A 26,635-nucleotide genomic window follows, 5' to 3' on the forward strand; every position below is an offset into this window, starting at 1 on the left:
TGGTCGGCGGTCAGCGCGCGGCGCGGTGGGCGTCCTCGGAGTTCGCCACAGCGCGCTGGTATTCGGGGTCGGTATCGGTAGCGGCGACGAGCGCGGCCAGGTCGGCGTCGGCGCGCCAGGCCAGGACCTCGAGCAGGCCGGTGTCGAAGGTCGGCGACGGGTCGAGCGGGTGGGCGGTGTTCGCGACGGCGACGACGCACGGCAGGTGCAACACCAGTTCCACCGACTTCCCCGCCCCCGCGCTGCCGGCGGAGGTCAGGACACCGTCGGCCTCCACGGTGACGCCGTGGAAGAAGGAGACGGACGGGGCGACGTCGGTGGGCGTGAGGCCGTGCTTGGCGGCGGCGAGCACGAGCAGCTCGCGGCCGGCGGGACTGCCCGAATGCGCCTCTCCCGCTCCGTACTTGGCGGTATTGGTGGCGAGCGTGGTGGTGCCGCAGAGGGCGTCGTGGTGGCCGGAGTCGTCGGCGACGACGGTGGCGAGCACGCGCCCCTGGTCGGAGAGCAGCGGGTGGCCCGCGCCGATGTAGGCCTGCCACGGCACCTTGACGGTGTCGGCGACGTTGAGCCGTTCCCAGGGGGCGTCGGCGCGCCAGAGGAGGATGTTCGCGCAGGCGGTGCCGACGGTGTCGGTCAGGCGGATTCGGGTGCCGCGCGCCAGCACCTTCGACGTGTAGCGGCCGCCGGGGACGGTCTCCGCCCAGGTGAGCGTGTCGGCGGGCACGCCGGCGGGCGGGTCGGGCCAGGAGGTGGCGGGCACCGTCGGCATGCCTTCGACTCGGGTGTCGGCCTGGGCGCGGGCGTGGTCGCGGGCGCCCTGGGTGGTGGCGGTGGTCTCGGCGATGGCGGTCACGTCAGATGCCTTTCGTGGCAGGGAGGTTCGGGAGGGCGGCGGTGACGGGGCGCGGGTGTGCGCGGCGCGGGAAGCAGGCGATGCCGGCGATGACGACGACCGCGATGGTGATCGGTCCGGCCCACTGCAGGAGCGGGGATTGGCCTGTGGGGTCGTAGATCTCGGCGCGTGGCCAGGCCAGGTTGATCACCATCGCTCCGCCATAGAGGACGGCGGCGGCGTTGATCGGCACGCCCCAGCGCCCCAGGGTGAAGACGGGCTTCCCCTCGGAGTCGCGCACGGTGGCACCGTGCGGCCAGCCGCGGAGCCGCTGGTAGAGCATCGGCACCGTCACCGACAGGTAGGCGAGGTAGATGAGCACGATGCACACGCTGGCGAGGGTCGCGAAGATCGCGGGGTTGCCCACGTTCACCAGCAGGACGGCGACGCAGAGCACGCCGATGAGCACGGCAGGGGCGATGGGCGTCTGGGTGCGCGGGTTCACGCGGGAGAGCTGGTCCGAGAACGGGAGCCGGTGGTCGCGGGCCATGGAGAAGATGAGGCGGCTGCACGCGGTCTGGATGGCGAGCGTGCAGATGAAGACGGCCACGGCCACGTCGACCAGGAGGACCTTGCCCCAGAACGAGCCGAGCACGGACTGGAGCACGTAGGGCAGGCCGCCGGCGGCGAGCTCCTCCCCCAGTGTCGGCGCGGCCATGAGGGCGGTGATCAGCATGAGGCCGCCGCCGACCGCCGAGGCGGTGAGGGCGAATCGGATGGTGCGCGGTGCGACGCGGCGGGGGTTGACAGTCTCCTCGGCGAGCTCGCCCGCCGAGCCGAAGCCGACCATGACGTAGGCGGCCATGAGGCCGGAGGCGATGAACGCGCCCAGGTATCCGCCCGAGCCGGTGGTGCTCGCATGGGAGGTGTCGAAGACGACCTGGGGCCCGCGCTGGGCGTGCATCGCGAGGGCGCCGATGACAGCGACCACGCCGACGAGTTCGCAGGTGACGCCGATGGCGTTGATGCGGCTCATCCAGTGCACGCCGATGCAGTTGATCGTGGTGGTGACGATGAGGAGGACTGTGCCGAGCAGGACGGCGTTGGCCGCGCCGCTGGAGCTGGTGAGGGACGGGTCGTCGCCGATGATCTGGAAGCCCGACCACACGGTGGGCAGCACCACCTGCAGCGCGATCGCGGCCGCCGCGGCGGTGACGATCTGCGCGAGGATCATGAACCAGCCGCCGAACCAGCCGACCACCTCGCCGCCGAGACGCCGCGACCACTGGTAGATCGCGCCGGAGATCGGATAGCGGGCCGCCATCTCGGCGAAGCACAGCGCCACGAGGAACTGCCCGACGTAGACGAGGGGCCAGGTCCAGAAGAAGGCGGCCCCGCCGAGCGAGTAGCCGAGGCCGAACAGCTGGAAGATGGTGGTGAGGATGGACACGAAGGAGAACCCGGCGGCGAACGACGCGAACGTCCCGAGCGAGCGGCGCAGCTGCGGCTGGTAGCCGAGCTGGGCCAGATCATCCGAATCATGGTGTCGGGGTTGGGTGGTTGTCATGGGCGACTTCCCTGTCGGAGCTCTATCTGTCAGTTGATAGAAAACCGTTCTCCGGGGTCACCCGGATTGCCCCGCTGTAAGGACTGGGAAAACCGGCGCTACGAACATGTTTCGTGGCAGGTAGCCTGGCCGCTGTGACGGAGGCGAACAGCGGGGGCGGCGGTGGGGCCGGCGGCGGGGCGGAAACCGCAGGTAAACGGGGGCGTCCGCGGGCGAACGATCCGCGCCGGCCCGGCGCCACAGCCGTCGACGAGATCCTCGACGCCGCTGCCGAGCTGTTCACCCAGCGCGGGTACGCGGCCACCTCGACGCGGCAGATCGCCGAGGCCGTCGGCATCCGGCAGGCCTCGCTGTACCACTACTTCCCCACCAAGGGCGAGATCCTGACCGCGCTGCTGGAGGCCACGGTGCAGGCGCCACTCGCGCTCGCACGCTCCGTGGTCTCCGCCGACGGTTCGCCTCTGGACCGCTTACTGACGTTGGCCCGGTCCGACGCCGGCCAGCTGCTGGCGGCACGCTACAACCTGGGCGCGCTCTACCACCTACCCGAGCTAGCGGCCGACGAGTTCGCCGAGTTCCGCGCCGACCGCGCGGAGCTGGCCTCGCACTACCGCTCCCTGGCCGCTGCTGTTCTGGGCGACGACGGTGACCCGCGCACACTCCTACCGTTCCGGCTCGTGGAGTCCGTGATCGGTCTACGGTCCGACGGTGCCGTCGGCCCTGGTTCCGGCCCTGGTTCCGGCCCTGGCTCCGGGGCAGGGTTCGACGACGGCGACGTGGTGGACGCGATCTGTCGGGCGATTCAGCAGGTGCTGGCGTAGACGTCTGTCACGGCGCCTTCGAGATCGCCAGCGTCGCCCACTCGATCGCCTTGTTGCACTCCGCCACCAGGTCAGCGGACGGTTTTCCCCTGCTGCCAATACTGTAGGCCGAGTTCACGATAGCCTTCTCAGACATGAAAGAGGCGAAGCATCCGGTGCCTCGTTCAGTCGTCAGAATCACCCTGCGTCCGTTGATCACCCGATCGGGCTGCCACGGGCGGTGACTCTGCTTCGCCTTGTACGCATCGAGCGACTTCTCGTTGCCCAGTTCCTGGCTGAAGAAGGACACTCGATCGGGTGATTGCCAGTAGCAACCACGGTAATTTGGCGACTCCGAGATCGCAGCGTCTCGTATCGTGCTCGGATCGACCCCGAGACCTCGCATCTCATCGTCGGAATACGCAACGCACGGCTCAAAGCTCGTTCCGTCATTGCGCTCGTTGGTGCGGCCGTCGAATTTGGGCATGAACGGAAGGGGCCGGGCCGAGGTCGAGGCAGTGCGCGACGCTGCGCCCTCCGCGGGCACCGCCTCACCTACTACTGACACTGCGCAGCCGGACAGAAGCAACGACACGGCGACAATGCCTGCCCCACGCCTCACTTCAATCTCACCATGCCGATCCCTTCGGCATTCTCAAGCTCTGTGTCCCCAATATCCTTAGCAATCTGTCGCAAAGCCGCGGCGATGACTCGCGCCTCAGCGACCTCGCGCGCATAGTTCTGCACGACCGAGTGCTCGTGGTCGTGCACGGCGACCCTCAAGTTATAGGTCGCGCCGCGGCCCTCGACGGTGTCGCCGAGATAGTTGACGCGTCCGACTGACTCGAGCGACTTGATGATCAAATCCATGCGGTCCGCATGCCGCTCGTGCGCGAGCGCGAGTTCCTCAATCGGATCGCCCTTGAGCACCATGTTCGGACGGTCGGCGATGCGCTGCTCCGCCTCCTGGCGGATCTTGTCCGCTTCGGGATTCCCCATGATTCCTCCGATCGTCACCGGCAGGCGAGCACGCGCCCTCATCAATTGGACGCACCAGCTCGGCGATCGGTTCCCAACTCTTTCACCGAACACGGAAAGGGGGCGCAGCCGTGCGGCCGCGCCCCCTTCTCACGTCGTGATTAGTCCGTCTGAACCTCGCTGCGGTCACCCGACCACAGGGTGTGGAAGGTGCCAGGCTTGTCGACGCGCTTGTAGGTGTGTGCGCCGAAGAAGTCGCGCTGCCCCTGGACGAGCGCGGCGGGCAGGCGGTCGACATTGAGCGAGTCGAAGTAGCTCAGTGCCGTCGCGAAGCCCGGGACCGGTACCGCGGCCTGCGTGGCGGTGATGACGACGCGGCGCCACGCCTCCTCGCCGTCGCGGATGGCCTGCGCGAAGTACGGTGCCTCGAGCAGGGTGTTGAGGTTGGGGTTCTCTGCGTAGGCGTCGGCGAGGACGTTGAGGAACTGGGCGCGGATGATGCAGCCGCCGCGCCAGATCTTGGCGACGGCGCCCTTGTCGATGTTCCAGCCGTATTTCTCCGCGCCGGCGATGATCGCGTCGAAGCCCTGGGCATAGGCGACGATCTTGGAGGCGTAGAGGGCCTTGGCGACGTCGTCGACGAAGGAATCGTCGACCCGCGGGGCCGTGGGGCGCTCGATGCCGAGCGCGCGGACCGCGTCGCGCTGGGCACGCTTGGACGAGACTGCGCGGCCGAAGACGGCCTCGGCGACGCCGCCGACCGGCACGCCCAGGTCGAGGGCGGTCTGCACGGTCCAGACGCCGGTGCCCTTGCTGCCGGCCTGGTCGGTGACGATGTCGACGAAGGGCTTGCCCGTCTCCGCGTCGACGTGCTTGAGGATGTCGATGGTGATCTCAATGAGGTAGCTGTTTAGCGGCCCCTCGTTCCACGTGGCGAACAGGCCCGAGATCTGGGCGGGCGTGTAGCCGGCGACGTTGCGCAGCAGGTCGTAGGCCTCGCCGATGAGCTCCATGTCGGCGTACTCGATGCCGTTGTGGATCATCTTGACGAAGTGGCCGGCGCCATCGGTGCCCACGTGCGTCACGCAGGCCTCCCCCTCCGCGACCGCGGCGATCGACGCGAGGATCGGGCCGAGGGTCTTGTAGGACTCGGCGGTGCCGCCGGGCATGATCGACGGACCCTTGAGTGCGCCCTCCTCGCCGCCGGAGATGCCGGCGCCGACGAAGTGGATGCCCGTCGGCGCGATCTTCGCCTCGCGGGCGATGGTGTCGTGGAAGTTCGCGTTGCCGCCGTCGACGATGATGTCGCCCGGCTCGAATCGCTCCTTCAGCTGCTCGATCACCGCGTCCGTGCCCGCGCCTGCCTGCACCATGATGATCGCGGTGCGCGGCTTCGCGAGGCTCGCGACGAACTCGTCGATGGTGTCGCTGGCAACGAAGTTCGCCTCGGGGTGGTTCTTCGCGACCTCGTGCGTCTTCTCCGGCGAGCGGTTGTAGATCGCGACTGTGTTGCCCTCACGGGAAGCCAGGTTGCGGGCCAGGTTGGAGCCCATCACCGCCATCCCCACCACTCCGATGTTCGCCTTGGCGTCGTTGCTGTTCATCGCTTGTTCGTCCCTCTTCCTCGTGGTGGTTCACACTCGACCCCTACGTTACGGCCCCATGCTCATCGGTGCGTCCATACGTGGCGCAACCTGAAATCCTCGTACAGGATATTCGCGCTCGCTAGCGCAACTTCTTGCATATCGCTTCCACCGCCTTCAGTCCGCTTGCAACATTTGTACCGTAGCGTGCAGCCAAACCGGATACGGTCGCAAGATGCGCCCATCTCTTTTCGGTCACAACGAAATCAGAGTACGGAATAGCCACAGAAAGAGCCACCAAATCAGTCCAATCATGCTGTTCCCAGGGATGGCTGAAATCACGATGTTTCCATACCCGCAGCGTCGTCCATACATTCGAGGATGGCAACCCGGAGACGAACATGCGCACTCGATCCTGCGGCGATATAGGAATATCGCCAAGAAATAGCGCATGTGGATCGAAGTTGATTTCGCAACAGTACTCATTGATTTCACCCAATAGGTCTGTCACCTCCTCGGTTACCACAAAGTCTTCAAGGCGCCGACGCAACTCAGCCGAATCCTTAAGCTTGGATCGCAGTTCCAGCTCTTTCTCGACGTAGGCGTCTCCAATCCGATGCTCTGGCGTTCGATCCATCCCGTCCATGTCGAGAAGCTCTTGAATTCCTACAAGTTGAAACCATTCCCAGTTCGGGCCGGAACGATCCAGATCCTGCCAACTCTGAGGAGGTTGCACGGGAGAACCTTCTGCAATCGTTCCGTCGCGGGATGCCAACGACTCAACGAAACGAATCCGGCCGTCCGGGCGGCCAAAGGCATGATTCGCCCCCGCACCCAAGAGCTGTAACGAACCCGGCATTCGATAGTCATCGCGACGTAGCATAGACGAGATCCATCCGCGCACTTCTGCCCTATGAACGTCCTGCGGTGAAGCAAAGGTGGCGTAGAGCGACAGATCGCGCATGGTCGCCCCTAACGCTTCACGAGATAGCATATCTCGACGATGCCACAGCTCAAGATAGTTTGCGCCAGTAAGGGGAATAACGACCCTGCCGCATTCTACCGAACCGCTTAGGCAATCGAAGGCGGCGGTCCACCGTCCATCGCCGCGCGCCCTACCGCGAGCCATTGCCACCCAGATGTTCATGTCGAAGTAGGCGACTATTGGATCGAGACGTTCTTCATGATCACCGGCCCCCACCAGTCACCCCCGTATCACTACCTACAGCAATTCCTATCCGTTCATGACGCCCGGAGCCCTACACTCCGAGTCGCCCCCATCGCAGCCGAGCCCTCGATCAAGGCCAAGATCACCAGATACCAGATCTACTCGGCCTCTGCGGTTTCTCCTTTCAATCCACTCACCCATGAAACGTAATCTTCACGGCTGTAGCCTGCGTCAACCAGCAGATCCGCTGTACCTGTTACACATTCTTGATACGAGCCGTCCGCTCGAATTGCGTCATCGACCATTGTACGACCAGATATCCTACCCGGTATACCGGTTGAACTTTCACACTCTTTGTCTTTGATAGGCACCTCAGCACGCCCCGTATAGATCAGGCCGCTCGAATCGGGGCGCAAGTACCGCTGGGGTCTAAACCGTATTGCGAGGGAAACAATGTTGTCGTCTCCAACCCCACCGCCAACTCGATAGGTCATCACTCCTCGAACAGAGGCCCGCAACCCCGCATCCAGGCCCGCGCGAACGATCCATTGAGATATTCCCAGCATGAACAATTCGACCGACGATAGCGACTCCGCAACGGCTTCTCTATTTCCGGGCAATGCCCACGCCTCCACGAGAGAGTCCGCATAGGCTTCACATGAGTCGAATACTTCTTGCACGATCGTTGTGAGACTCGCCAGCTTTGGTTCGTCGACGCTATCTTGGTCCATACGACTTGTGATCAACAGAAGAAACTCGTGATCACAATTTCTTTGTCCGTCGAGAACAGCCTGGAGTGCAGCGAAGTAGTTGGGCATACCAGACGTTTCCGACTGCTTACCGGCAAACCCGCCACACAAGTCAAGATTGATAACGTGAAACGGACCCGCACGACGCACTCGACGCGACGGCTCCGACCGTACATCACCTACAAGGCGAAAATCATTTGGCACAACTTCTGATTCTTCGTCCACCAGGTCTCGGCGGTTCATCGCAAACTGCGATCCGATTACCGTCGCCTGCTCTCCCGACACGTCCGCAGCACTGTTGAATCCGAGATACCGCATTCGGATCGACCCCTGCGCGCATACCGTCGCCAACAAATGTCGAATATCTAGAAGATCACTCCCCGGAAGCGTCAAATAACGCAACTCAGAGCTCCAGCGCCCCTTCGATTTCAAATCTCGTACCAGATACTCGATCTCACTCTGCCATTGTCTAACTCGAACGTAATGCTTCCTTGGCCGATGCCACGGCTTAAACGATCGATCAATGGCTCGAGAAAATGGCTTAGGTCCAACTCCAATTAGATCAGTAAGACTCTCTTCAAAACCGCTCTGCCGGTCGATGTCATCGTCCATCGCCCGCCTCCAGCACTCCCAGGATCGCGGCCAGGAGCGACTCCTGATCGACGGGCGACAGACTGTCCATCAGGTCGTATATCGCTAGGAGCTCCGCAATCGCTTCAAGCTTTCGGATCGACTCCGTCTTGGGGGCAACCCCAAGACCTCCCGGCACAGCAGTCACGATGGTGTCGAGAAGGTATACTACCTTGCCTGGATCGCGAGATTCCTGCCCCGATCCCCTGTCGCTATCACCGATTGCTACTTCTGGAACGTCGACTTCGCCATCGAATCGCTCAGAGTTTACGGCCTCGACGATATAGTCAAGTCTACTTGTAACTTCCTCACGTTGCGATTCTCGCCTTTCTTCGCGTAATTGCTGCGCCTCTCTTTTCTGTGCAGTTGCCAGTTGCCGCAGCGCGCTATGAACCCACCTCGTAAGAATAACGGTATGAGGGTGTGCCGAATTGAAACTTTCGCGATCGATGTTGAGCGCCGCTTCGAGGCCCCTTTTAACGAAAATCTCACAAGTTATCTGCCTGAGTCGGGTCAGCTCTGCGACCTTATAGTCAAAGAAAGTTGAATCGAACAGCGTCCCGCTTGCGCCGTGGATGCGGACCAGCACGCCTTGATGTTCTGCTGGAGCAACTTTTGGAGTCCAAAAGAAATATCCATCAAATTCGAGCGGCCCTGCGCTAACATTCTCGTCAATTCCCAAGAACTCTTCATTTACTTGCCCGACGAATATCAGCGGGTGTGTCAAGACGTGGTTGGTTGACGGTAGGTCCCGGAACCGTATCGGTCTACTTAGCCGCACACCATCAACCACGACGCGAAAGTCAGTTGCTACGTCGCTTGAGGGCGACATGCCTGCCGTCGCCCTCAAAGTGGAAATTGCGCTGCTTTGGTTCGGGATTTCAATTTTTTCTGCTCGGCCCCGCGGAGTATTCGAAATCCTGTAGAAACTAGCCCATGGCGCTACTGTCTCGTCAAGGACACTCTTGTCCACATACGGTAGCGGGAGGGCGAGCGCGAGGTTCCAGATCATCCTCAAATATTCGTCAAATATTTCCTCAAGCTTGACTGAGGATTTTCCCTTAACAGGTGTCCACACACAATCGGCCATTTTCTGGAACGCCGCCTCTGGAGAGTCGCGGTCATCCCATGGGAGCCGCGTCGTAGGCTCGTTCGGACGTGACACGTACATCTCTTCGCTGTCTAGACGCCCAATGTGGAACAGGGGTACAGCTGACTGGCTCTTCTCCCCTAGATCAGTCGCGGCATCGATCGCACTCCACATCTGAGCGCTGCGCAGGCTATCCCTTGTTTGAGGCCGGATAGAGTCGAGTACGATCGTTGTCCCATGCGCCTCTCGTTCAACCGTGTTCTCGCGCCATACTTGATACTTTCCAGCCTTGAATTCCTGGCCGTCCACCGACGTTTCTTCGTCAGCAAATTGTCGGAGGTTGACTTGAACAACCGTACGGTAGGAATCCCCTTTGGTCTTTGTTACTATTCGAAAGCTGTGCGTCAGCTGGGAAACAGAAAACATTCCAATACCCAACTTGCCAATCAGAGATCGGCCAGCGGGACTCTGAGTTCGACTCTCAGAGGACGCAAGACCCAATTGCTGGCCTTGTTCGGTCCGCTTCGCGCTTCCTCCGATATTGTGCAGCATATGTACAACGGATTCCGGACTCATACCTTCACCGTCGTCCTCGACGGTGATTCGCGCGAAGTTCGGAGCATCCGTCTTGACGGTTACCCAGGTGGCATCGGCATCATAGGCGTTCGCAATAAGCTCTCGGATCGCAGACCAAGGCCGACGATAAATTCCGTCCGTGACGCGCGCAATAACCCTGTCATTGGTTTTGAGATCATCGACGATCGGGTTTTCAAAGGTTGCGCTCCTGCGGAGTTCCTCGGACCGCCTCCGGTCGTCGACACTCAACGGATCAGGTGCCACGATGGCCTGCCATGAATTCTTCTTCAGAAGAGTCGCACAGCGCCACACGTACGGCATTCGCGAGTGCTTCGGCCATGGGGGGCGGAACTGCGTTCGACACCTGCTCGACTTGAGCTGACAAGGTTCCCTCCAAAATGAAGTCTCTGTCAAATCCCTGGAGAGTCATGGCCTCATAAATGCTCAGTCGCCTGTGTCCCTCTGGATGCACATGGATCTCCCGATGTCCATATGCAACAGTGGGGCTAGGAGCGCCCCAGGTGAGCCTCCGGAAGCTACGTGAACCCGGTACGTTCTTGGACGGGGTCCGAAACCGGTCAGACCGCGGTCTCATCGTCCAATGATTGGGATGGAAAGGTATGTCGTCAGGGGATAACGTCCGAGAATAGTATGCGGGTTCTGGATATTCGCCGATCGCCTTCTCAACACTCAGGTCCCCTCTAGGTATCTCTTTTGGCTGAAACCGAGAAACAGACTGAGGGGTATCGAACGCTGATATTATCACTCGTCGTCGATCTTGTGGGACTCCAAAATCAAGGGCGCAGAATTCGTCAATCCGCTCAAATAGGCCTAGGGTGCCTAGCCGCCTCAGAATTTCACTGAAGACTCGCTCGTGTTTCGAGTCCTTGATACCCAAGACATTCTCGAATAGAACAAATCTTACAGAATACTTGCTCTGCAGGACTTCCACTATGTCCAGATACAAGTTGGGGAGAAGGTTCCTAGGGTCATTGGGATCTGAAGCCGGATTTGCACGTGAGAACCCCTGACACGGGGGACCTCCAATCAGGCCGATAGGCTCGTTCGGCTCAATGATATTTGACAACGCATCAAGCACTCCGTTCGGTCCGAGCTCGACCAAATCTGCCGCGATCGACTTGACACCCGGAAAATTTCTTCCGTGCGACTTGATTGCAGAGGGCGAGACATCTATCGCGAGCAGCAAGTCGTACCCCGCCGCCTGGAAACCAAGATCGAGCCCGCCGGCACCCGAAAACAGGCTGACGATCTTCGGTAACATCGATTCCTTCTTTCACAATCGTGCGCGTGGCTGACCATACCGGAGGCCAGTGACAGTTTCGGGGATCTTGAGAACAGTGTCGCTTCTAGGCAGGTAACGCGCCCAGCTCCTGGCCGCGGATCCGCTGGGAGATGACCTGGGTGATGCCGTCGCCTCGCATCGACACGCCGTACAGCGCGTCGGCGACTTCCATCGTCGGCTTCTGGTGCGTGATGACGATCAGCTGCGACTTGTCGCGGAGCTGCTCGAACAGGGAGATTAGACGGCGGAGGTTGGTGTCGTCCAGTGCGGCTTCGACCTCGTCCATGACGTAGAAGGGTGAGGGGCGGGCGCGGAAGATCGCAACCAGCATCGCGACGGCGGTCAACGACTTCTCGCCACCTGAGAGCAGCGAGAGGCGCTTGACCTTCTTGCCCGGCGGGCGGGCCTCGACGTCGATGCCCGTCGTCAGCATGTCCCCCGGCTCGGTGAGGATCAACTTGCCCTCGCCACCCGGGAACAGAGTCTTGAACACCTCGACGAACTCGCGCTCCACATCCACCCAAGCCTCGGTGAATACCTGCAGGATCTTGGCGTCCACCTCCTCGACCACGCTCAGCAGATCCTCCCGAGCCGACTTCACGTCTTCGAGCTGCGTGGAGAGGAAGTTGTAGCGCTCCTCCAGCGCCGCGAACTCCTCCAGTGCCAGCGGGTTCACCCGCCCCAACGTCGCGAGGTCCTTCTCCGCGAGCTTGAGCCGGCGCTCCTGCACCGCCCGGTCGAACGGCAGGCCCTGCGGCTTCACCACCGTCTCACCGCGCTCCCGCGCCGCCTCGTACTCCGAGAGCTCCAACTCCGACGGGGGCAGCGGAACATCCGGCCCGTACTCGGCGACCAGGTCGTCGGGCGACATCGCGAACGACGCCACCACCTGCTCCTCTAGCTGCTCAATCCGCAGCGCCGCCTGCGCGCGTGCCACCTCGTCGCGATGCACGGCGTCCGTCAGCTGCGCCAGCCGTGCCGTCAGCGAGGTCGCCTCCTGCCGCGCGACATCCAGGGCGCCGGCGCGCTGGGCACGTGATGCCTCCAGCGCATCACGATGCGCAGCAGCACGTGTCACCGCGCGCCCCAGACGCGAGGTCACCAGCGCAGCGCCCTCCGCCACCGACGCGGCGACCGCAGCCGCCGACAGACGCGCAGCAGCCGCCGCCTCCGCCCGCTCCCGCGCCGCACGCTCGGCAGCGGCGGCCCGTCGAAGCCCTTCGGCCTTGCCCCGCACGCCGGCGGCACGCTCCTCGGCGGTCCGGCGCGCCAGACGTGCCTCCATCTCCACCGATCGCGCCGCAGCGAGGGCTGCCGCCGCCGCGTCCCGCTCATCGGTCCCCACGGACACGGAATCGTCGGGCAGCGCCTCGGCCAGCCGCAGGCGCTCCTCGTGCTCGACCAGCGCAGCCCGCGTCTCGTCCCGCGATCCCTCGATCCGGGTCCGCTGCGCCACTAGGCGCTCCGCCTCGTCGCGCGCGCTCCGCGCCGCCTGCCCCAACCGGGCCAGCTGCTCGTAGATCGCGCCGAGCTGCGCGTCCGACTCGTGCAGCGCCGCCAACGCCGACTCCGTCACCTCGCGCCGCGAGGCCAACTCCTCAACAGCGCCGGCCAGCGCCGCCGACAGCGACTCAACCGACCGCCGGGTCTCCCCCAGCGTCGCCTCGGCGGCATCGATCGACTTCTGGACCTCCAGCGTCGACTGCCGCGCCGCGGAGCCGCCGGTCAGCACCCCGTGAGAGATGACGTCACCGTCGGACGTGACGGCCCGCAGCTCGGGCCGCTCGGCGACCGCGGCCATCGCGTCCGCCACTGAGCCGACGAGCACGTACCCGGCCAGCGCCGCCGTCACGGCCCCCTCCAGCTCCGACGGCGCCTCCACGCACGACACGGCCCAGACGGCACCGTCGGGCAGGGGGCCCGTGGGCACCGTGCCGGGCGCGACGCCCTCGACGACGACGGACGCCCGTCCTCCGTCCGCGTCGCGGAGCTTGTCGATGGCCGAAACGGCCAGATTCCGAGAGCCCGCCGCGACAGCCTCCGCCACCGGTCCCAGTGCGACGGCGACGGCCTTCTCGTAACCCGCACGGATGGAGAGCCGCGACGACACGGCGGCCGTCACACCGTCGACGTGCTCGGCGATCCAGGCGGCACCGTCGCCCCGGTCCAGGTTCATCGACAGCGCCTCGATGCGCGCGACGAGCGATGCGACCTTCTGCTCGGCCTCCCGCTCCGATGCCCGCAGCTCCTCCACCCGCGCGCTGGCGGCGTTGTAGGCCGCGACGCTGCGTTCGTGGTGCTCGTCGAGCGAGGCCTCGGAGGCGTCGAGCTCGGCGATCTGCCCCTGGACCTGCTCGAACTCGGCCTCGGCGGCCTCGGCGCGCTCCACAGCCTCGGCGATGGCGGCGGTGAGCCGCCCGGACTCCGCCTCCACGGACTCGGCGCGGGTCCGCAGGGTCTCGACCTGGCCGGCCAGACGCGCGAGCCCCTCCCGACGGTCCGCGATCGCCGCGACCGCGGCCATGTGCGCCTTCTCCGCGTCCCGGGCGAACTCCTCGCGCGACGCGAGCTCCTCCGTCGCCTCCTCGAGAATCATGGCGGCCTCCTCGAGGGCCTCCATGAGCTCGGCCTCCTCCTCGGCGACGCGCTCGGCCTCGGCCTCCAACTCGTCAGGGTCGCGGCCCGGGGCGTGCTGGACGGGCTCGGACAGCAGGCGGGCGCGCTCGGAGGCGATGCGCTCCGTCGACGAGACGCGCTCAGCGAGCGCGGAGAGCGAGAACCAGCCTTCGCCCGCGGCCTTCACTGCGGGGTCGAGCTCGGCCACGGCCTCGGAGTGCTCCGTGACCAGCGCGTTCGCCTCGTCCAACTGGCCCGCGACGAGATTCTGCTCCTCACGCACCGCCGCCTCGTTACCGCTCTGGTCGGCCAGTTCCGCGCGCCGCCGCACCAGGTCGTCAGCGGCCAAGCGCAGGCGGGCGTCGCGGAGGTCGGCCTGGATCGTCTGCGCCCGACGGGCCACCTCGGCCTGCCGCCCCAGCGGCTTGAGCTGACGGCGCAGCTCCGTCGTGAGGTCGGTGAGCCGGGCGAGGTTGGCCTGCATCGAGTCGAGCTTGCGGACCGCCTTCTCCTTGCGGCGGCGGTGCTTGAGCACGCCGGCCGCCTCCTCGATGAAGGCCCGACGTTCCTCGGGCTTCGACTCCAGGATCGCCGCGAGCTGGCCCTGGCCGACGATGACGTGCATCTCGCGGCCGATGCCGGAATCGGACAGCAGCTCCTGCACGTCCATGAGGCGGCACTTGGTGCCGTTGATCTCGTACTCGCCGGCGCCGTCGCGGAACATGCGCCGCGTGATGGAGACCTCGGAGTAGTCGATGGGCAGCGCACCGTCGGAATTGTCGATGGTGAGCGTGACCTCGGCGCGGCCCAGCGGCGCGCGGCCGGAGGTGCCGGCGAAGATGACGTCCTCCATCTTGCCGCCGCGCAGGCCCTTCGCGCCCTGCTCGCCCATCACCCAGCGCAGGGCGTCGAGGATGTTCGACTTACCCGAGCCGTTGGGCCCGACGACGCAGGTGATGCCCGGTTCGAGGCGCAGAGTCGTCGCCGAAGCGAAGGACTTGAAGCCCTTCAGTGTCAGCGACTTGAGATACACGAAACGCCAGTTTAGGCGGTGACCGTCAGAGGACGGCCATCGCCACGATCAGACCGAGCGCGACGTGCGACGCGGCGATCACGCGGGCCTGCGGCAGGAAGACCTCGGAGTACATGAGTTCCTCCATGTCGACGCCCGTGACCAGGTCGAGGACGCGCACGGAGACGATCTGCGCGACGATGCCGACCACGCCGTAGACCAGCGAGTAGATGACGCCGTCCAGCAGGTTGCCGCCGCCGGTGTAGTTGGCGTAGATCGCGACGACGATGATGAACGCCATCGAGAGCATGCCCGCGCCGGTGATGTAGGTGGCGTTGGGCTTGCCGGCCTTCACCAGGTCGCGCAGCTTGCCGGGCGTGGAGAGGTCTACGGCGTAGAAGCCGACCACCATGAGCAGCAGGCCGACGAGGGCGTACAAGCAGATCGCGCCGATGCCCTTGCCCAGGGTGCCCAGGTCTGCGGCGGCGAGGAGGGTCGTGTTCATGATGCGGTCGTGCCTTTCGGAGTGATGCGGTGCGGGATGAAGGCGGCACCGTCGTCGGTGATGAGTCCGGAGGTTTCGCGGATGCCGATGCCGGCGGACTCGTCGCCGACGACCCAGGCGCCGATCACGGGGCGGTAGCCGTCGAACTCGGGCAGCGGGTCGAACATCTGGTACACGTAGCCCTCGGCGCCGTAGACGCCGCCGGTGGCCGTCTCACGGCCCGAGTCCACGATCGTGAGGTTCGCGCCCTCGCGGCCGAGCTTGGGCTTCTTCACGTATTCGGTGAGGAAGCCGGGGCTGTCGATGAAGGCGGGCAACAAGTTCGGGTGGTCGGGGTACATCTCCCACAGCACCGCGAGGATCGCCTTGTTGGAGAGGATCGCCTTCCACAGCGGCTCGATCCACGTGGTGGCGGGGATCGATTCGACGACCCGCTTGCCGAAGTCGTCCTCGAGGATCCACTCCCACGGGTAGAGCTTGAACACCGAATTGATCGGGGCGTCTTCGAGATCCACGAAGGTCTTGAGGTCGTGGTCCCAGCCGATGTCCTCGATCGGCAGGCCGACGGTGTCGAAGCCGGCCTCGGCGGCCGTCTCCTGCAGGTAGCCGGTGGTCACGTGGTCCTCGCCCGTCGCGTCGGCGCCGGACCAGGTGAAGTGCAGCTCCGACGCCGGGATCACGTTGCGGATCTCGCCCCAGCGCGCGACGAGCGATTCGTGCAGCGAGTTCCACTGGTCGTAGCCGCCCTCGTCCCAGGAGCGCTTGTCCGGCGCGGTGTCCTGGAACCAGTACCACTGCACCACAGCGGCTTCCAGCAGCGAGGTGGGCGTATCGGCGTTGTACTCCAACAACTTCGCGGGCCGCCGACCGTCGTAGCGCAGGTCGAAGCGGCCGTAGACGTGCGGGTCCTGCCGCTTCCACGACTCCTCGATCGGGCCCCACGCCCACTCGGGGATGCCGAAGTCGGCGTACCGCTCGGTGAGGATCACGTTCTCAACGGCTTTGAGGCACATGGAGTGCAGCACCTCGACCTGCGCCTCGAGGGCGAGCACCTCGTCCATGTCGAACTCGTAGAACACGGACTCGTCCCAGTAGTTCCGGCTGTCGCCGGCACCGTCGCGCGCGGGGGTGCCGAACACCAGGCCCTGCGATTCGACGGTCCGCTGCCAGCCCGCGCGGGGCGTTCCCCGCATGCGGCGCACTAGGAGCCGCTCGATCCGGAGCCGCCCTTGGAGCTCCCGCCCTTGCTGGAGGTGCCCAGGCCGCCGCGATCGATGTTCTTGCCGCTGGATCCGCTGTTGCTGCCGGCGTTGGTGTTCCCGCTGCCCGAGCCGCTTCCCGACCCGGTTCGCGAGCCGGCGGCCGGCGGCGCGGGCTTGCTCGCCGCGTTCGTCTGGCCGTTGGTGCCGAACGAGGTGGTCTTGGCCGGGTCCACCGCGCCGCCCGTCGAGGTGCGGAAGGCGGTGTTGGCGGGCCGGTCGTAACTGCCGCCGGTGATGCGGCCGTTGTTGTAGTTGCCGCCGTAGTTGTACCGGTAGCTCATGCCGTTGAGGAAAATGAAGCCAGTCACCGGGTTGTAGGTGCCACGCGAGCAGTAGTCGTCGGAGACCACCTGGTCGCCGTCGACGGTGCAGTACGCCGTCTGGGTGTTCACGTTCTGGGTGTTGTCGTTGTCCGGGATCGCGACGTACAGGAGGGCGATCGCGCCCACCACGCCGACGCCGACCCCGGCGCCGATCATCTGCTTGCGGCGGCGGCTCTTCTTCGCGGCCGCGGCGGCGGCTTCGGCCGCCTCGCGCTGTTCGTCCTCGGAGCGCTGACGTTGGGCCCGCTGCCGGGCGCGAGCCTCGGCCACCGTCTCCGGGCGGGCCTGCGTGTTCTCGTCCTGCTGCCGCATCCGGCCGGGGCGCCGCGGCGCCTCCCTCGTGTCCGGGAGATGCAGCTCCGGCTGCATCCCGGGGACGGGCATGTAGTTCGACTCCGGCCCGGGGATGTCGCCCACCGGGCGGTTCTCAGGGACGGGCGGCTGCATGCCTCACCTCTCCTCGAACAACGGGAGCCCGCCTCGCGCGGGCCCGAACAGTTCCACGACCAGATCGACCCTGCCCGGAGTATCCCCCGACCACAGGCGTTGCAGCAGAGTGTCGCATGCGGAGCGGTCTCCCTCGACCACGACGCGCACTCGTCCGTCCGGCTGGTTCGCAGCGTAACCGAGCAGGCCCAGCTCCAGGGACTGAGTCTTCGTCCAGTACCGGAACCCGACGCCCTGCACGTGACCGTGCACCCACGCCGTCATCCGGGCCTGATCATCGGGCATGCGTTACCCCGAGGTGATGTCGAGATTGACCGTCGTGCCGGCCTTGAGCGTGCGACCGACGGTGCACACCTGGTCGACGGCGCGGCGGGCCACGGTGATCAGCCGCTCCTGCGCGGCCTCGTCGAGCTCCGACAGATCGAGCTCGAGGATCTCGTTGAGCTCGGGGTAGACCTCGTTCTGCCGGTCGGCGTCGCCGGAGACCCGGACGGTGGCGTCGTAGTCCTCGCCCAGGCGGCGGGCCAAGACGTGGTCGGTCGACATGCCGCTGCACGCGGCGAGGGCGATCTTGAGCAGCTCGCCGGGTGTGAACACGCCCTCGACGTCCGCCGAGCCCACCAGCACCTCGGCGCCGCGCGAGCTGCGCCCCGTGTAGCGGCGCACCCCGGTGCGCTCGACCCAGAGTTCGGTGGACGGTGCCTGCGCATTCGTGTCGTCGGCCATATGCCCCAATCTACGGCAGCACCGTCCGCGACCAGCGCCCGGCGGCCGACCGCCTCGCCGGACGACCGGTAGCGTTGTGACCATGCGCGTGCGGTGGTGGTCGTTCCTCGGGACCGTCCTCGCGTACGCCGCTGCGGCGTCGTGGGCGGCCGTCTCCGGCCCGGACCCCTTCCCCACCCATTTCGGCCTGTCCGGGCAGCCCGACTCGTGGACCCCGCGCGCCGAGGCCGTCTCACTGCACGCGGGTATCGCGGCGGGGATCGCGGTCCTGTTCGCCGGCCTCGCATTGGCGGCGCCACGCCTTCCCGCCGGCATTGTCAACACCCCGCGGCGCGACTACTGGCTCGCGCCGGAGCACCGGCCCGCGTTCGACGCGATCGTCTCCGGCTTCTTCCTGTGGACCGGTGGTCTCGTGCTGGTGCAGGAAGCCGCGACCATCGGGGTGACGGTCATCGACCCCGCGGAGACGGCGGCGAAGTCGACGATCCTCATCCTGTTCCTGGTCGCTCTCGTGGGCTCCGTCGGCTACCTGATCTGGTTGCTCACCCACCCGCCGAAGCGGTCCCAGACGACCGCGCGGGGCATCCGTCCGAGCCGCTCCCGGAGTCGTTCGCCGCGGTAATGTCGCCCGCATGAGCGCCTCCACGGAAACCGGCCCCTTCTTCCACGGAACCACGGCAGACCTGCAGCCCGGCGACCTGCTCAGCGCGGGTTTCGTCTCGAACTACCGCCCCGACGTGGTGATGAACCACATCTACTTCACCGCCCTCCGCGACGGCGCGGGGCTCGCCGCGGAGCTCGCCTCCGAGCTCAAGTCCGACGGTGCCAACCCCCGCGTCTACGAGGTCGAGCCCACTGGCGCCTTCGAAGACGACCCGAACGTCACCGACAAGAAGTTCCCCGGCAATCCGACCCGCTCGTACCGCAGCACCGAACCGCTGCGCGTCGTCGCCGAGGTGACCGACTGGACCCGCCTCGCGCCCGAAGCTCTGCAGATGTGGCGAGACACGATCGTTTCCAAGGCACCCGCTGACCGCGGAGAGATCATCAACTGATCGCTCGCGCGGTAGCCGTCCCGTCGCCGCGGCGACGCCGGTTCACAACGCCGCTGTTCTCGTCGGCTGAGTAGCCTGAGCGCGTGGACTTCGCGCTGAACAGCCTCGTCGAGTCGGTGTCGGCGACGGAAGCGGATCTCACAAGACGCTTCTACGAGGCCAGGCCGACCGGCACAGCGCTGACGAGCCACGCCGAGGTGCTGGGCGTCAGGGCCGCGCGCGCCGAGCAGTTCACGGGATCCGACCGCGCGGTCGCGGCGTCCACGGGGGTGACTGGTCACGATGTGCCGGTCAGGATCGTCGAGCCCCGGGGATGCCCGATCGTCGGCGTACTGCTGCACTTCCCTGGCGGTGGCTTCTACATGAGCTCCGCGGTCGCGGACGACGAGCGGAACGCGCGGCGGGCGGATGCCACAGGGCTCGCGGTGGTCAGCGTCGACTACCGGCTCGCTCCCGAACATCCGTGGCCCGCAGCCCCCGGATGACTGCACCGCGGCCGCCGACTGGCTGATCGCTCACGCGCCCGAGCGGTTCGGGACGGACAGGCTCCTCCTCGGCGGGTTCTCCGCGGGCGCGACGTTGGCCGCGGCAACCCTGCTGCGCTTGCGCGCGAGAGGCGATGTCGCCGCGTTCCGCGGAGCAGTTCTGGAGGCCGGCACGTACGACCTGACCGCGCACAGTCCTTCAGGATCAGTCGTCGTCGACGACTACTTCGTCGACGCCTATGCCGGTCACGTCGAGGACCGCTCCGTCCCGGATGTCTCGCCGGCGTACGGCGAGCTTCGGGGCCTGCCGCCGACCCTGATCGTCGTCGGCGGCCGCGACGTCGTACTGCCCGACAACCTGCTCATGGCGGCGCGCTTGTCGGCGGCCGGCAACGATGTCGACCTCCGGATCTACCCCGACGTGCCGCACGGCTTCTCGAATCACCCCACGCCGGTGGGGCGCAGCGCCGCCGCAGCGGTCGACTCCTGGCTCCTCGGCACAGTGAGTCGGGACTGACCCCGCCGTCACACCTTCCGCGGCGCCTTCTGGCAGGTCGGGCAGAAGTGCGAGCCGCGGTTCATGAACGACTCGCGCTGCATGATGGTGCCGCAGCGGCGGCAGGGTTCGCCGTCGCGCCCGTAGGCATCGAGACTGCGGGAGAAGTAGCCCGACTGGCCGTTGACGTTTACGTACAGCGAGTCGAAACTGGTGCCGCCCTGGTCGAGGGCTTGCCGCATGACCTCGGTGGCGTCATCGATGAGGCGGCCCAGGGCGGGCTTCGTCAGGGCGGAGGCGCGGCGACGGCCATGCACACCGGAGCGCCACAGCGCCTCGTCGGCGTAGATGTTGCCGACGCCGGAGATCACCGTCTGGTCCAGCAGCACCCGCTTGACTTCGGTGTCCTTGCGCTTCATCCGCGCGACCACGGCGTCGCGGTCGAAGAGCGGATCCAGCGGGTCGCGGGCGATGTGGGCCACGGACGCGGGCACGAGCGTGCCGGCGACCTCCTCGAGCGGGTCGACTGCCCAGCCGCCGAAGGTGCGCTGGTCGACGAACCGGAGCACGGCACCGTCGGACAGCCCGGCCCGGATGCGCAGGTGCCGGTCGTCTGCGGGGCTCCGACCACTGACGGCACCGCCGTCGACGAGCATCTGGCCGCTCATGCCGAGGTGCACGACGATCGCGGCGTCGGCGGGGGCGCCGCCGCGCGCCAGCGGTAGCCACAGGAACTTGCCGCGCCGCTCCGCGGAATCGACGTCGGCGCCGGTGATCTGGCCGATCATGTCCGCTTCGCCGGCGGCGTGGCGCCGGGCGGCGCGCGGGTGCAGTACCTCCACGGAGGTGACGCCGCGGCCCACCAGGTGATCGACGAGGCCGCGCCGGACGACCTCGACCTCGGGCAGCTCGGGCATCAGGCCGACTCGGGCGCCCGCTCGGCGTCGCTCGCCGCCGCGTCATCCACTGAGGACTCGGAGTTGTTCACGCCCAACGACTTCCACGCGGCCGCGGCGGCCTTCTGCTCGGCCTCCTTCTTCGTGCGGCCCACACCCTCGCCGAGATCGTTCTCGTCGACCACCGCCACGGCGGTGAACTCCTTGTCGTGGTCCGGTCCCGTCGACGTGATGCGGTACGCCGGCGCACCGAGGTCCCGCTCGGCGGTCAGCTCCTGCAGAGACGTCTTCCAGTCGAGGCCCGCGCCCATGGACGAGGAGGCCGTCAGCAGGGGCAGAAAGAGCCGCAGCACGACCTCGCGGGCGGTGTCGATGCCGTGCTCGATGTGCACGGCGCCCAGCAGCGCCTCGGTGCCGTCGGCGAGGATCGAGTCCTTGTCCCGGCCGCCGGTGAGCTCCTCACCGCGCCCCAGGTACAGGTGCGCTCCGAGGCCGCCCTCCCCCAGACCACGGGCGACGCGCGCGAGGGCGTGCATGTTGACCACGCTGGCGCGGATTTTGGCGAGCTCGCCCTCGGGCTTGTCCGGGTGGGTGACGTAGAGCCACTCGGTCACGGAGATACCGAGCACGCTGTCACCGAGGAACTCGAGCCGCTCGTTGGTGGGCAGCCCGCCGGCCTCGTAGGCGTAAGAGCGGTGCGTGAGCGCCAGGGTGAGCAGCTCGTCGTCCAGACCGACGCCCAGGGCTTCCAGCAGCGGGGCGCGGTCCGTGGCGGGCGGCGCGGGGAGGCGCTTGCTCACTTGGTGTCGGCCTCGCCCTCGGTGGCGAACTTCGCGAGTCCGGCCCAGCGGGGGTCGATCTGCTCGTGGTGGTGGTCGGCCGGCAGGTCTGCCAACTTGTCGCCGCAGCCCTGGCACAAACCCCTGCAGTCGTCGGAGCACGTGGGGTCGAGGGCCAGCTCCATACCGACCGCGTCGATGATCGCCTGCTCGAGGTCGATCATGTCGTCCTCGATGCGGTACATGTCGTCATCGTCGGTGGTGGCCGCGGTCTCACTGTCCGGGTAGGCGTACAGCTCCGTCAGGAAAACGTTGAGCGCGCCTGACAGGGGGTCGAGACAGCGGGCGCACTGGCCGGCCGTGTTGGCGCTCACGGTGCCGGTCACGAGGACGCCCTCGGACACCGCCTGCACCTGGAGGTCGAGATCGACCTCTTCGCCGGTCTCGATGCCGATCAGGTCGACGCCGAGACGCTCTGGGGCGGCTACCGTACGGTGCACCTGCGCGGAGGTACCCGGCCGACGCCCGAAAGACCGCACATCCAGGACGTACGGCTTGCCGGCGGGCTGCCGGACACTGCTCATGTTCACTCCAACCTCCAGGTGGACACCCAAAACACCGAAGTATAGCAATACTTCGTCAGGAGCGAACCACCCTCGGGCCCAGCAGCTCGTACTGCCGCGCGCTTGCCGGATCGAGTTCGACACCGGTGACGATGGTATCGAGATCCCGCACCTCTGCGAATCGGCAGAAGTCGCTCTCTCCGAACTTCGATTCGGCGGCGACCAGTACGGTCCGCCGCGACACCTTGAGCGCAGTCGCCTTCACTGCTGCGACCGCGGGGTCCGAGGTCGTGCAACTGTGTTCGACGGAGATCGCATTGGTTCCCAGGAAGGCCACATCGATCACGAGGGAACGCAGCATCTCCAGTGCCCAGTGGTCGACCGTCGCCAGAGTGCGGCCCCGCATCCGACCTCCCAGGAGCAGTACCGTCACCGTCGAGCTGTGGGCGAGCGCTTGCGCCGCCCACAGCGACGAGGTGACCACGGTGATGGGATGATCGACCAAGAGCTCCGCGATCAATCGCGGCGTGTAGCCCTCATCGAGATAGACGGTCTCCGCGCCGTGCAGTTCGGCCACCGCCGCCGCCGCGATACGGTGCTTCTGCTCGGCATCGTGTTGACTCCGATGATCCAGTCCGGACTCGAAGGCGACGGTCTCGCGTGGAATCGCTCCCCCGTGCACACGTTTGACGAGGCGCCGATTCGACAGCAGATTCAGATCACGTCGTACCGTCTCCGTCGAGACCCCGAGTTCCTGCGCGAGTGCGATGACCTCGACACGCCCGCGGCTGCGCGCGAACTCGACGATCTTCTGCTGCCGACTGCCGGAATCCACGGGAACCGAATCTACTCCACGGGCACGCCTTCCGCCGATCAGCGGCGAGCGTTCAGGATTGCCATGACCTGCTCAGGGGTCTGCGCTGCGCGTAGACGCTCCACCTGCCCGGCATCGAGGAAGACCTGCGCGACCTGGTTGAGCATCGCCAGATGATCCTTGCCCGCTCCAGCGATTCCGATCACGAATTCCGCGGGCTTTCCGTTCCAGTCGATCGGATCGTCGTAGCGCACGAAAGAGATCGCGGTGCGGCGGATCATGGCTTTCGCCTCGTTGGTCCCGTGAGGAATCGCCAGGCCCTTCCCCATGAACGTCGACACCGACCGCTCACGTTCGAGCATTGCGGCCACATAATCGGGATCCACCGCACCCGCATCGACGAGGAGCCGCCCCGCTTCGGCGATGGCGTCGTCCCGGCTGCGCGCCGCGCCGTGCAGTGCGATCGAATCGACCGCGAGCGCGGCCTCGCTTTCGCCCTCGGCGGAGTCGGCATCGGTTCCCTCGGCCGGATCCCGCGTCTGCTCATCAGCCCCCTCAGCGCCGTCGGCCCGGCCACCGCTGCGGATCAGTTCGACGACGTCGTCGTACCGGGGACTGCTCATGAAGTCATCGACCGAGACGTGCACGGCCGAGCCAGTGAGCTGTCGCGCACGCTCGGTGAGATCGCGATGCGTGACCACGAGGTCGTAGGTATCGGTCAGATTGCTGATCGCCTGATTGACCACGGTCACGTCCGCGAAGCCCGCCTTCTGAATCTTCCGACGGAGAACGGACGCGCCCATCGCCGACGAACCCATACCCGCATCGCACGCGAAGACGATCGAGCGCACTGGGCCCTGCGCAGCGGTCCGCGTCAGCATCGATGCGACGCTCGACTTCTTCCCCTTGAGCGATTCCATCTCGGCGGTCGCGGCACCCAGGTCCACTGCATCGGAGCCGCCCGTCTTGAGCAGCAGAGCACCGACGACTCCGGACACGAGAGCCGATCCCAGGACAGAGAGGGTGATTCCCAGGAAGTCACCTTCCGGGGTCTGGGCATAGATCGCGATGATCGACCCGGGCGCCGCGGGCGCCCGAAGACCGTCGTTGAACAGGACATTGATGAACACGCCGGTCATGCCGCCGAGGATGACGGCAAGGATCAGACGTGGCTTGGCGAGCACGTACGGGAAGTAGATCTCGTGGATACCCCCGAAGAACTGGATCACAGCCGCACCGGGAGCAGAAGCGCGGGCCGCACCGGACCCGAAGAGTGTGTACGCCAGCAGAATGCCAAGGCCCGGTCCCGGATTGGTCTCGAGAAGGAACAGGATCGACTCGCCCGTCTTCGCCGCCTCAGCCGTGCCGAGCGGCGTCAGCACACCGTGGTTGATCGCGTTGTTGAGGAAGAGGATCTTCGCCGGTTCGATGAGGATCGAGGTCAGCGGGAGTAGGTCGTTGTTGACCAGGAAGTTGACGGCATCACCGGCGATCCGCGTGAACGAGGAGACGACCGGGCCGATCCCGAAGAAGCCGACGATCGCCAGCACCATTCCCACGATGCCCGCGGAGAAGTTGTCCACCAGCATCTCGAACCCGGGGCGGATCTTGCCGTACCACAGCGCGTCGAGCCGCCTCATCAGCCAACCGCCGAGCGGCCCCATGATCATGGCGCCCATGAACATCGGCACGTCCGCTCCGGCGATCACACCGATGGCCGCGATCGCACCGACCACACCGCCGCGAACGCCGTGGACCATCCGTCCGCCGGTGTACGCGATCAACACGGGCAGCAGGTAGGTGATCATCGGTCCGACGATGCCGCCGCTGGAGAAGTCTCCCCAGCCGCCGATTTTCGCGACCCAACCGGACGGGTCCTTCAGCGAGCTGAAGATGCCCGTCAACCAGCCGCTTTCAATGAACAGAGCAGTCAACAGCCCCCACGCGATGAACGCGCCGATGTTGGGCATGACCATGTTCGACAAGGCGGTGCCGAACTTCTGTACACGAACCCGCAGCCCGGGCCCGGGTTCGTCGGTGCGGCGCGTTACCGCGTTCGGTGTCTGTTGCACTTCACTGTCTCCGTTCGATCCCCGGCACCTTCGCCGGCAACTCCAAGAGTGATGACCATCACAGCGACCATTTCACCCCACAATCGGGCATGAGCGCAAGCAATCGGGCAGATTCGGGCGGGATTTGATGTGGTTTTACGCCCGCTCTGCGGTACAGTGGCAGAAATCACTCACTTCAGCTCACCGAGAGGACCAGACACGATGAAGGCACTCCGCTTCTACGCTCCCGAGGACGTGCGACTGGAAGACGTCCCCGAGCCGTCGTGCGGTCCGGATGAGATCAAGCTCAAAGTGCGCAACTGTTCGACGTGTGGAACGGACGTCAAGATCCTCCACAACGGGCACCAGAACCTCACGCCCCCGCGCACGATCGGCCATGAGATCGCTGGCGAGATCGTCGAGGTGGGCACGGACGTCAACGCGACCTATGCGAGCACGTGGCAGGTCGGCGATCGGGTGCAGGTCATCGCCGCGGTGCCGTGCGGGGACTGCTACGAGTGCCGCAAGGGGTGGATGGCGGTCTGCCAGAACCAGACGTCGATCGGATACCAGTACGACGGTGGTTTCGCCGAGTACATGATCGTTCCGCGCCAGGTACTTCGGGTCGACGGCCTGAACCGCATCCCTGACAACGTCGGATTCGACGAGGCCTCCGCCGCAGAACCTTTCGCCTGCGCGATCAACGCTCAGGAGCTCCTCGGGATCGAAGAGGGCGACACCGTGGTCGTCTTCGGCGCCGGTCCCATCGGCTGTATGCACATCAGGATCGCGCGCGGCGTCCACAAGGCCGGCAAGGTCTTTCTCGTCGATGTCAACGCCGAACGCCTGCGGATGTCCGCGGAGGCGGTCGGTCCCGACGAGATCATCGACGGATCACAGGTGGACGTCGTCGAGAAGGTGCTGGAGCTGACCGAGGGGCGGGGAGCCGACGTGGTGATCACCGCGACGGCGGCGAACGTCGCACAGGAGCAGGCCATCTCCATGGCGGCACGCAACGGCCGCATCTCCTTCTTCGGCGGCCTCCCCAAGACCAATCCGACGATCACCTGCGACTCCAACGTCGTGCACTACCGCCAGTTGCACATCCATGGCGCAAACGGCTCGGCACCTGAGCACAACAAGCGTGCCCTCGAGTACATCTCCACCGGTCAGGTCCCCGTCAAGGACCTGATCACGCGGCGGATCCCACTGGATCAGGTCATGGACGCCTTCGACATCGTCGCCAAGGGCGAGGCGATCAAGGTGACCGTGGAGCCCACGCCGAGTGGCCGGTAGGCTCCGGCTTCAGGCGTCGTGACGTCCGGCGCC

The 26,635-nt window shown here is 65.8% G+C and carries 26 protein-coding genes; 6 read left to right on the forward strand and 20 right to left on the reverse strand.

Features of this window, described 5'->3' with window-relative positions; translation table 11 throughout:
• Positions 1–10 precede the first annotated feature (10 nt).
• Entirely contained in the window at positions 11–853 is an 843-nt protein-coding gene (locus HNP44_RS09995) for an urea amidolyase associated protein UAAP1 (protein ID WP_259139824.1), read from the reverse strand.
• 1 nt (position 854) lies between these two features.
• Positions 855–2,399: an amino acid permease gene (locus HNP44_RS10000; RefSeq protein WP_259139823.1), complete on the reverse strand. Its 1,545-nt coding sequence runs from the start codon at positions 2,397–2,399 to the stop codon at positions 855–857.
• Positions 2,400–2,533: 134 nt separating this feature from the next.
• Between HNP44_RS10000 and HNP44_RS10005 the strand changes: the two genes are divergently transcribed.
• Entirely contained in the window at positions 2,534–3,220 is a 687-nt protein-coding gene (locus tag HNP44_RS10005) for a TetR/AcrR family transcriptional regulator (protein ID WP_310437670.1), read from the forward strand.
• 7 nt (positions 3,221–3,227) lie between these two features.
• Here HNP44_RS10005 and HNP44_RS10010 read toward each other — a convergent pair whose 3' ends face one another.
• The 13 genes from HNP44_RS10010 to HNP44_RS10070 form a co-directional block, all read right to left on the reverse strand.
• The gene (locus HNP44_RS10010) at positions 3,228–3,821 is read right to left on the reverse strand and encodes a DUF3558 domain-containing protein (protein WP_310437671.1); all 594 of its coding nucleotides are present in this window, start codon (positions 3,819–3,821) and stop codon (positions 3,228–3,230) included.
• Positions 3,818–4,198 carry a hypothetical protein gene (locus tag HNP44_RS10015; protein ID WP_259139820.1) on the reverse strand — a complete coding sequence of 127 codons (381 nt, stop codon included), beginning with the start codon at positions 4,196–4,198 and terminating at the stop codon, positions 3,818–3,820. Before HNP44_RS10015 ends, HNP44_RS10010 begins: the two co-directional genes overlap by 4 nt.
• Before the next feature lie 140 nt (positions 4,199–4,338).
• Complete coding sequence (gene gndA, locus HNP44_RS10020) at positions 4,339–5,781, reverse strand: NADP-dependent phosphogluconate dehydrogenase (RefSeq protein WP_259139818.1); 1,443 nt, start codon at positions 5,779–5,781, stop codon at positions 4,339–4,341.
• 121 nt (positions 5,782–5,902) lie between these two features.
• The gene (locus tag HNP44_RS10025; RefSeq protein WP_259139814.1) at positions 5,903–6,961 is read right to left on the reverse strand and encodes a hypothetical protein; all 1,059 of its coding nucleotides are present in this window, start codon (positions 6,959–6,961) and stop codon (positions 5,903–5,905) included.
• Positions 6,962–7,086: 125 nt separating this feature from the next.
• The gene (locus HNP44_RS10030) at positions 7,087–8,289 is read right to left on the reverse strand and encodes a PP_RS20740 family protein (protein ID WP_259139813.1); all 1,203 of its coding nucleotides are present in this window, start codon (positions 8,287–8,289) and stop codon (positions 7,087–7,089) included.
• A complete protein-coding gene (locus HNP44_RS10035; RefSeq protein ID WP_259139812.1) occupies positions 8,279–10,237 on the reverse strand; it encodes an ATP-binding protein in 1,959 nt (652 codons plus the stop codon). Before HNP44_RS10035 ends, HNP44_RS10030 begins: the two co-directional genes overlap by 11 nt.
• Positions 10,227–11,255 (reverse strand): DNA cytosine methyltransferase, encoded by a 1,029-nt coding sequence (locus HNP44_RS10040; RefSeq protein ID WP_259139811.1) that lies wholly within the window; start codon positions 11,253–11,255, stop codon positions 10,227–10,229. The genes HNP44_RS10035 and HNP44_RS10040 overlap by 11 nt, the downstream gene beginning before the upstream one ends.
• An 85-nt stretch (positions 11,256–11,340) precedes the next feature.
• A complete protein-coding gene (smc, locus tag HNP44_RS10045; protein ID WP_259139810.1) occupies positions 11,341–14,925 on the reverse strand; it encodes a chromosome segregation protein SMC in 3,585 nt (1,194 codons plus the stop codon).
• A 25-nt stretch (positions 14,926–14,950) separates the two neighbouring features.
• Positions 14,951–15,409, reverse strand: a complete 459-nt coding sequence (locus HNP44_RS10050; RefSeq protein ID WP_259139809.1) for a DUF350 domain-containing protein — start codon at positions 15,407–15,409, stop codon at positions 14,951–14,953.
• Positions 15,406–16,611: a glutathionylspermidine synthase family protein gene (locus HNP44_RS10055; protein ID WP_259172094.1), complete on the reverse strand. Its 1,206-nt coding sequence runs from the start codon at positions 16,609–16,611 to the stop codon at positions 15,406–15,408. The genes HNP44_RS10050 and HNP44_RS10055 overlap by 4 nt, the downstream gene beginning before the upstream one ends.
• Positions 16,611–17,441, reverse strand: a complete 831-nt coding sequence (locus tag HNP44_RS10060; protein WP_259139807.1) for a hypothetical protein — start codon at positions 17,439–17,441, stop codon at positions 16,611–16,613. The genes HNP44_RS10055 and HNP44_RS10060 overlap by 1 nt, the downstream gene beginning before the upstream one ends.
• Before the next feature lie 3 nt (positions 17,442–17,444).
• The gene (locus tag HNP44_RS10065) at positions 17,445–17,726 is read right to left on the reverse strand and encodes an acylphosphatase (RefSeq protein ID WP_259139806.1); all 282 of its coding nucleotides are present in this window, start codon (positions 17,724–17,726) and stop codon (positions 17,445–17,447) included.
• A gap of 3 nt (positions 17,727–17,729) precedes the next feature.
• Entirely contained in the window at positions 17,730–18,167 is a 438-nt protein-coding gene (locus tag HNP44_RS10070; protein WP_224646170.1) for an OsmC family protein, read from the reverse strand.
• An 82-nt stretch (positions 18,168–18,249) separates the two neighbouring features.
• On the opposite strand from HNP44_RS10070, the gene HNP44_RS10075 reads away from it, so the two are divergent.
• The 4 genes from HNP44_RS10075 to HNP44_RS20810 all read left to right on the forward strand — a co-directional run bounded on the left by HNP44_RS10075 (position 18,250) and on the right by HNP44_RS20810 (position 20,224).
• Positions 18,250–18,789, forward strand: a complete 540-nt coding sequence (locus tag HNP44_RS10075; RefSeq protein WP_259139805.1) for a DUF1648 domain-containing protein — start codon at positions 18,250–18,252, stop codon at positions 18,787–18,789.
• Positions 18,790–18,799: 10 nt separating this feature from the next.
• The gene (arr, locus tag HNP44_RS10080; RefSeq protein WP_259139804.1) at positions 18,800–19,222 is read left to right on the forward strand and encodes an NAD(+)--rifampin ADP-ribosyltransferase; all 423 of its coding nucleotides are present in this window, start codon (positions 18,800–18,802) and stop codon (positions 19,220–19,222) included.
• Positions 19,223–19,305: 83 nt separating this feature from the next.
• Positions 19,306–19,707, forward strand: coding sequence for an alpha/beta hydrolase (locus HNP44_RS20805; RefSeq protein ID WP_310437672.1), 402 nt, complete (start codon positions 19,306–19,308; stop codon positions 19,705–19,707).
• On the forward strand, positions 19,631–20,224 hold the full coding sequence (locus HNP44_RS20810; protein WP_310437673.1) for an alpha/beta hydrolase: 594 nt from the start codon (positions 19,631–19,633) through the stop codon (positions 20,222–20,224). The genes HNP44_RS20805 and HNP44_RS20810 overlap by 77 nt, the downstream gene beginning before the upstream one ends.
• Before the next feature lie 8 nt (positions 20,225–20,232).
• Here the strand turns inward: HNP44_RS20810 and mutM are convergent, their stop codons facing one another.
• Genes mutM through HNP44_RS10110 form a run of 5 tightly spaced genes read right to left on the reverse strand, consistent with a single transcriptional unit; the run spans position 20,233 to position 25,231 of the window.
• Complete coding sequence (gene mutM / locus HNP44_RS10090) at positions 20,233–21,120, reverse strand: bifunctional DNA-formamidopyrimidine glycosylase/DNA-(apurinic or apyrimidinic site) lyase (protein ID WP_259139803.1); 888 nt, start codon at positions 21,118–21,120, stop codon at positions 20,233–20,235.
• Entirely contained in the window at positions 21,120–21,899 is a 780-nt protein-coding gene (gene rnc, locus HNP44_RS10095; RefSeq protein ID WP_259139802.1) for a ribonuclease III, read from the reverse strand. The genes mutM and rnc overlap by 1 nt, the downstream gene beginning before the upstream one ends.
• Positions 21,896–22,462 (reverse strand): YceD family protein, encoded by a 567-nt coding sequence (locus tag HNP44_RS10100; RefSeq protein WP_259139801.1) that lies wholly within the window; start codon positions 22,460–22,462, stop codon positions 21,896–21,898. Before HNP44_RS10100 ends, rnc begins: the two co-directional genes overlap by 4 nt.
• Positions 22,463–22,517: 55 nt before the next feature.
• Positions 22,518–23,276: a DeoR/GlpR family DNA-binding transcription regulator gene (locus HNP44_RS10105; protein WP_259139800.1), complete on the reverse strand. Its 759-nt coding sequence runs from the start codon at positions 23,274–23,276 to the stop codon at positions 22,518–22,520.
• A 38-nt stretch (positions 23,277–23,314) separates the two neighbouring features.
• Positions 23,315–25,231 (reverse strand): PTS mannitol transporter subunit IICBA, encoded by a 1,917-nt coding sequence (locus HNP44_RS10110; RefSeq protein ID WP_374758774.1) that lies wholly within the window; start codon positions 25,229–25,231, stop codon positions 23,315–23,317.
• A gap of 297 nt (positions 25,232–25,528) precedes the next feature.
• Here HNP44_RS10110 and HNP44_RS10115 point away from each other — a divergent pair, with 297 nt between their 5' ends.
• The gene (locus HNP44_RS10115) at positions 25,529–26,602 is read left to right on the forward strand and encodes a zinc-dependent dehydrogenase (protein ID WP_259139799.1); all 1,074 of its coding nucleotides are present in this window, start codon (positions 25,529–25,531) and stop codon (positions 26,600–26,602) included.
• The last annotated feature ends 33 nt before the right edge of the window (positions 26,603–26,635 follow it).

Origin of the sequence: Tsukamurella ocularis, assembly GCF_024807615.1 — a bacterium.
Taxonomy (GTDB): Bacteria; Actinomycetota; Actinomycetes; order Mycobacteriales; family Mycobacteriaceae; genus Tsukamurella; species Tsukamurella ocularis.

Excerpts from the sequence above, each read along its gene's own strand:
- HNP44_RS10000 (WP_259139823.1), bottom strand. The coding sequence starts at position 2,399 with ATGACAACCACCCAACCCCGACACCATGATTCGGATGATCTGGCCCAG.
- HNP44_RS10015 (WP_259139820.1), bottom strand. The coding sequence starts at position 4,198 with ATGGGGAATCCCGAAGCGGACAAGATCCGCCAGGAGGCGGAGCAGCGC.
- gndA (WP_259139818.1), bottom strand. The coding sequence starts at position 5,781 with ATGAACAGCAACGACGCCAAGGCGAACATCGGAGTGGTGGGGATGGCG.
- HNP44_RS10030 (WP_259139813.1), bottom strand. The coding sequence starts at position 8,289 with ATGGACGATGACATCGACCGGCAGAGCGGTTTTGAAGAGAGTCTTACT.
- HNP44_RS10040 (WP_259139811.1), bottom strand. The coding sequence starts at position 11,255 with ATGTTACCGAAGATCGTCAGCCTGTTTTCGGGTGCCGGCGGGCTCGAT.
- HNP44_RS10050 (WP_259139809.1), bottom strand. The coding sequence starts at position 15,409 with ATGAACACGACCCTCCTCGCCGCCGCAGACCTGGGCACCCTGGGCAAG.
- HNP44_RS10060 (WP_259139807.1), bottom strand. The coding sequence starts at position 17,441 with ATGCAGCCGCCCGTCCCTGAGAACCGCCCGGTGGGCGACATCCCCGGG.
- HNP44_RS10065 (WP_259139806.1), bottom strand. The coding sequence starts at position 17,726 with ATGCCCGATGATCAGGCCCGGATGACGGCGTGGGTGCACGGTCACGTG.
- HNP44_RS10070 (WP_224646170.1), bottom strand. The coding sequence starts at position 18,167 with ATGGCCGACGACACGAATGCGCAGGCACCGTCCACCGAACTCTGGGTC.
- HNP44_RS10075 (WP_259139805.1), top strand. The coding sequence starts at position 18,250 with ATGCGCGTGCGGTGGTGGTCGTTCCTCGGGACCGTCCTCGCGTACGCC.
- arr (WP_259139804.1), top strand. The coding sequence starts at position 18,800 with ATGAGCGCCTCCACGGAAACCGGCCCCTTCTTCCACGGAACCACGGCA.
- HNP44_RS20810 (WP_310437673.1), top strand. The coding sequence starts at position 19,631 with ATGCCACAGGGCTCGCGGTGGTCAGCGTCGACTACCGGCTCGCTCCCG.
- mutM (WP_259139803.1), bottom strand. The coding sequence starts at position 21,120 with ATGCCCGAGCTGCCCGAGGTCGAGGTCGTCCGGCGCGGCCTCGTCGAT.
- HNP44_RS10100 (WP_259139801.1), bottom strand. The coding sequence starts at position 22,462 with ATGAGCAGTGTCCGGCAGCCCGCCGGCAAGCCGTACGTCCTGGATGTG.
- HNP44_RS10110 (WP_374758774.1), bottom strand. The coding sequence starts at position 25,231 with ATGGTCATGCCCAACATCGGCGCGTTCATCGCGTGGGGGCTGTTGACT.
- HNP44_RS10115 (WP_259139799.1), top strand. The coding sequence starts at position 25,529 with ATGAAGGCACTCCGCTTCTACGCTCCCGAGGACGTGCGACTGGAAGAC.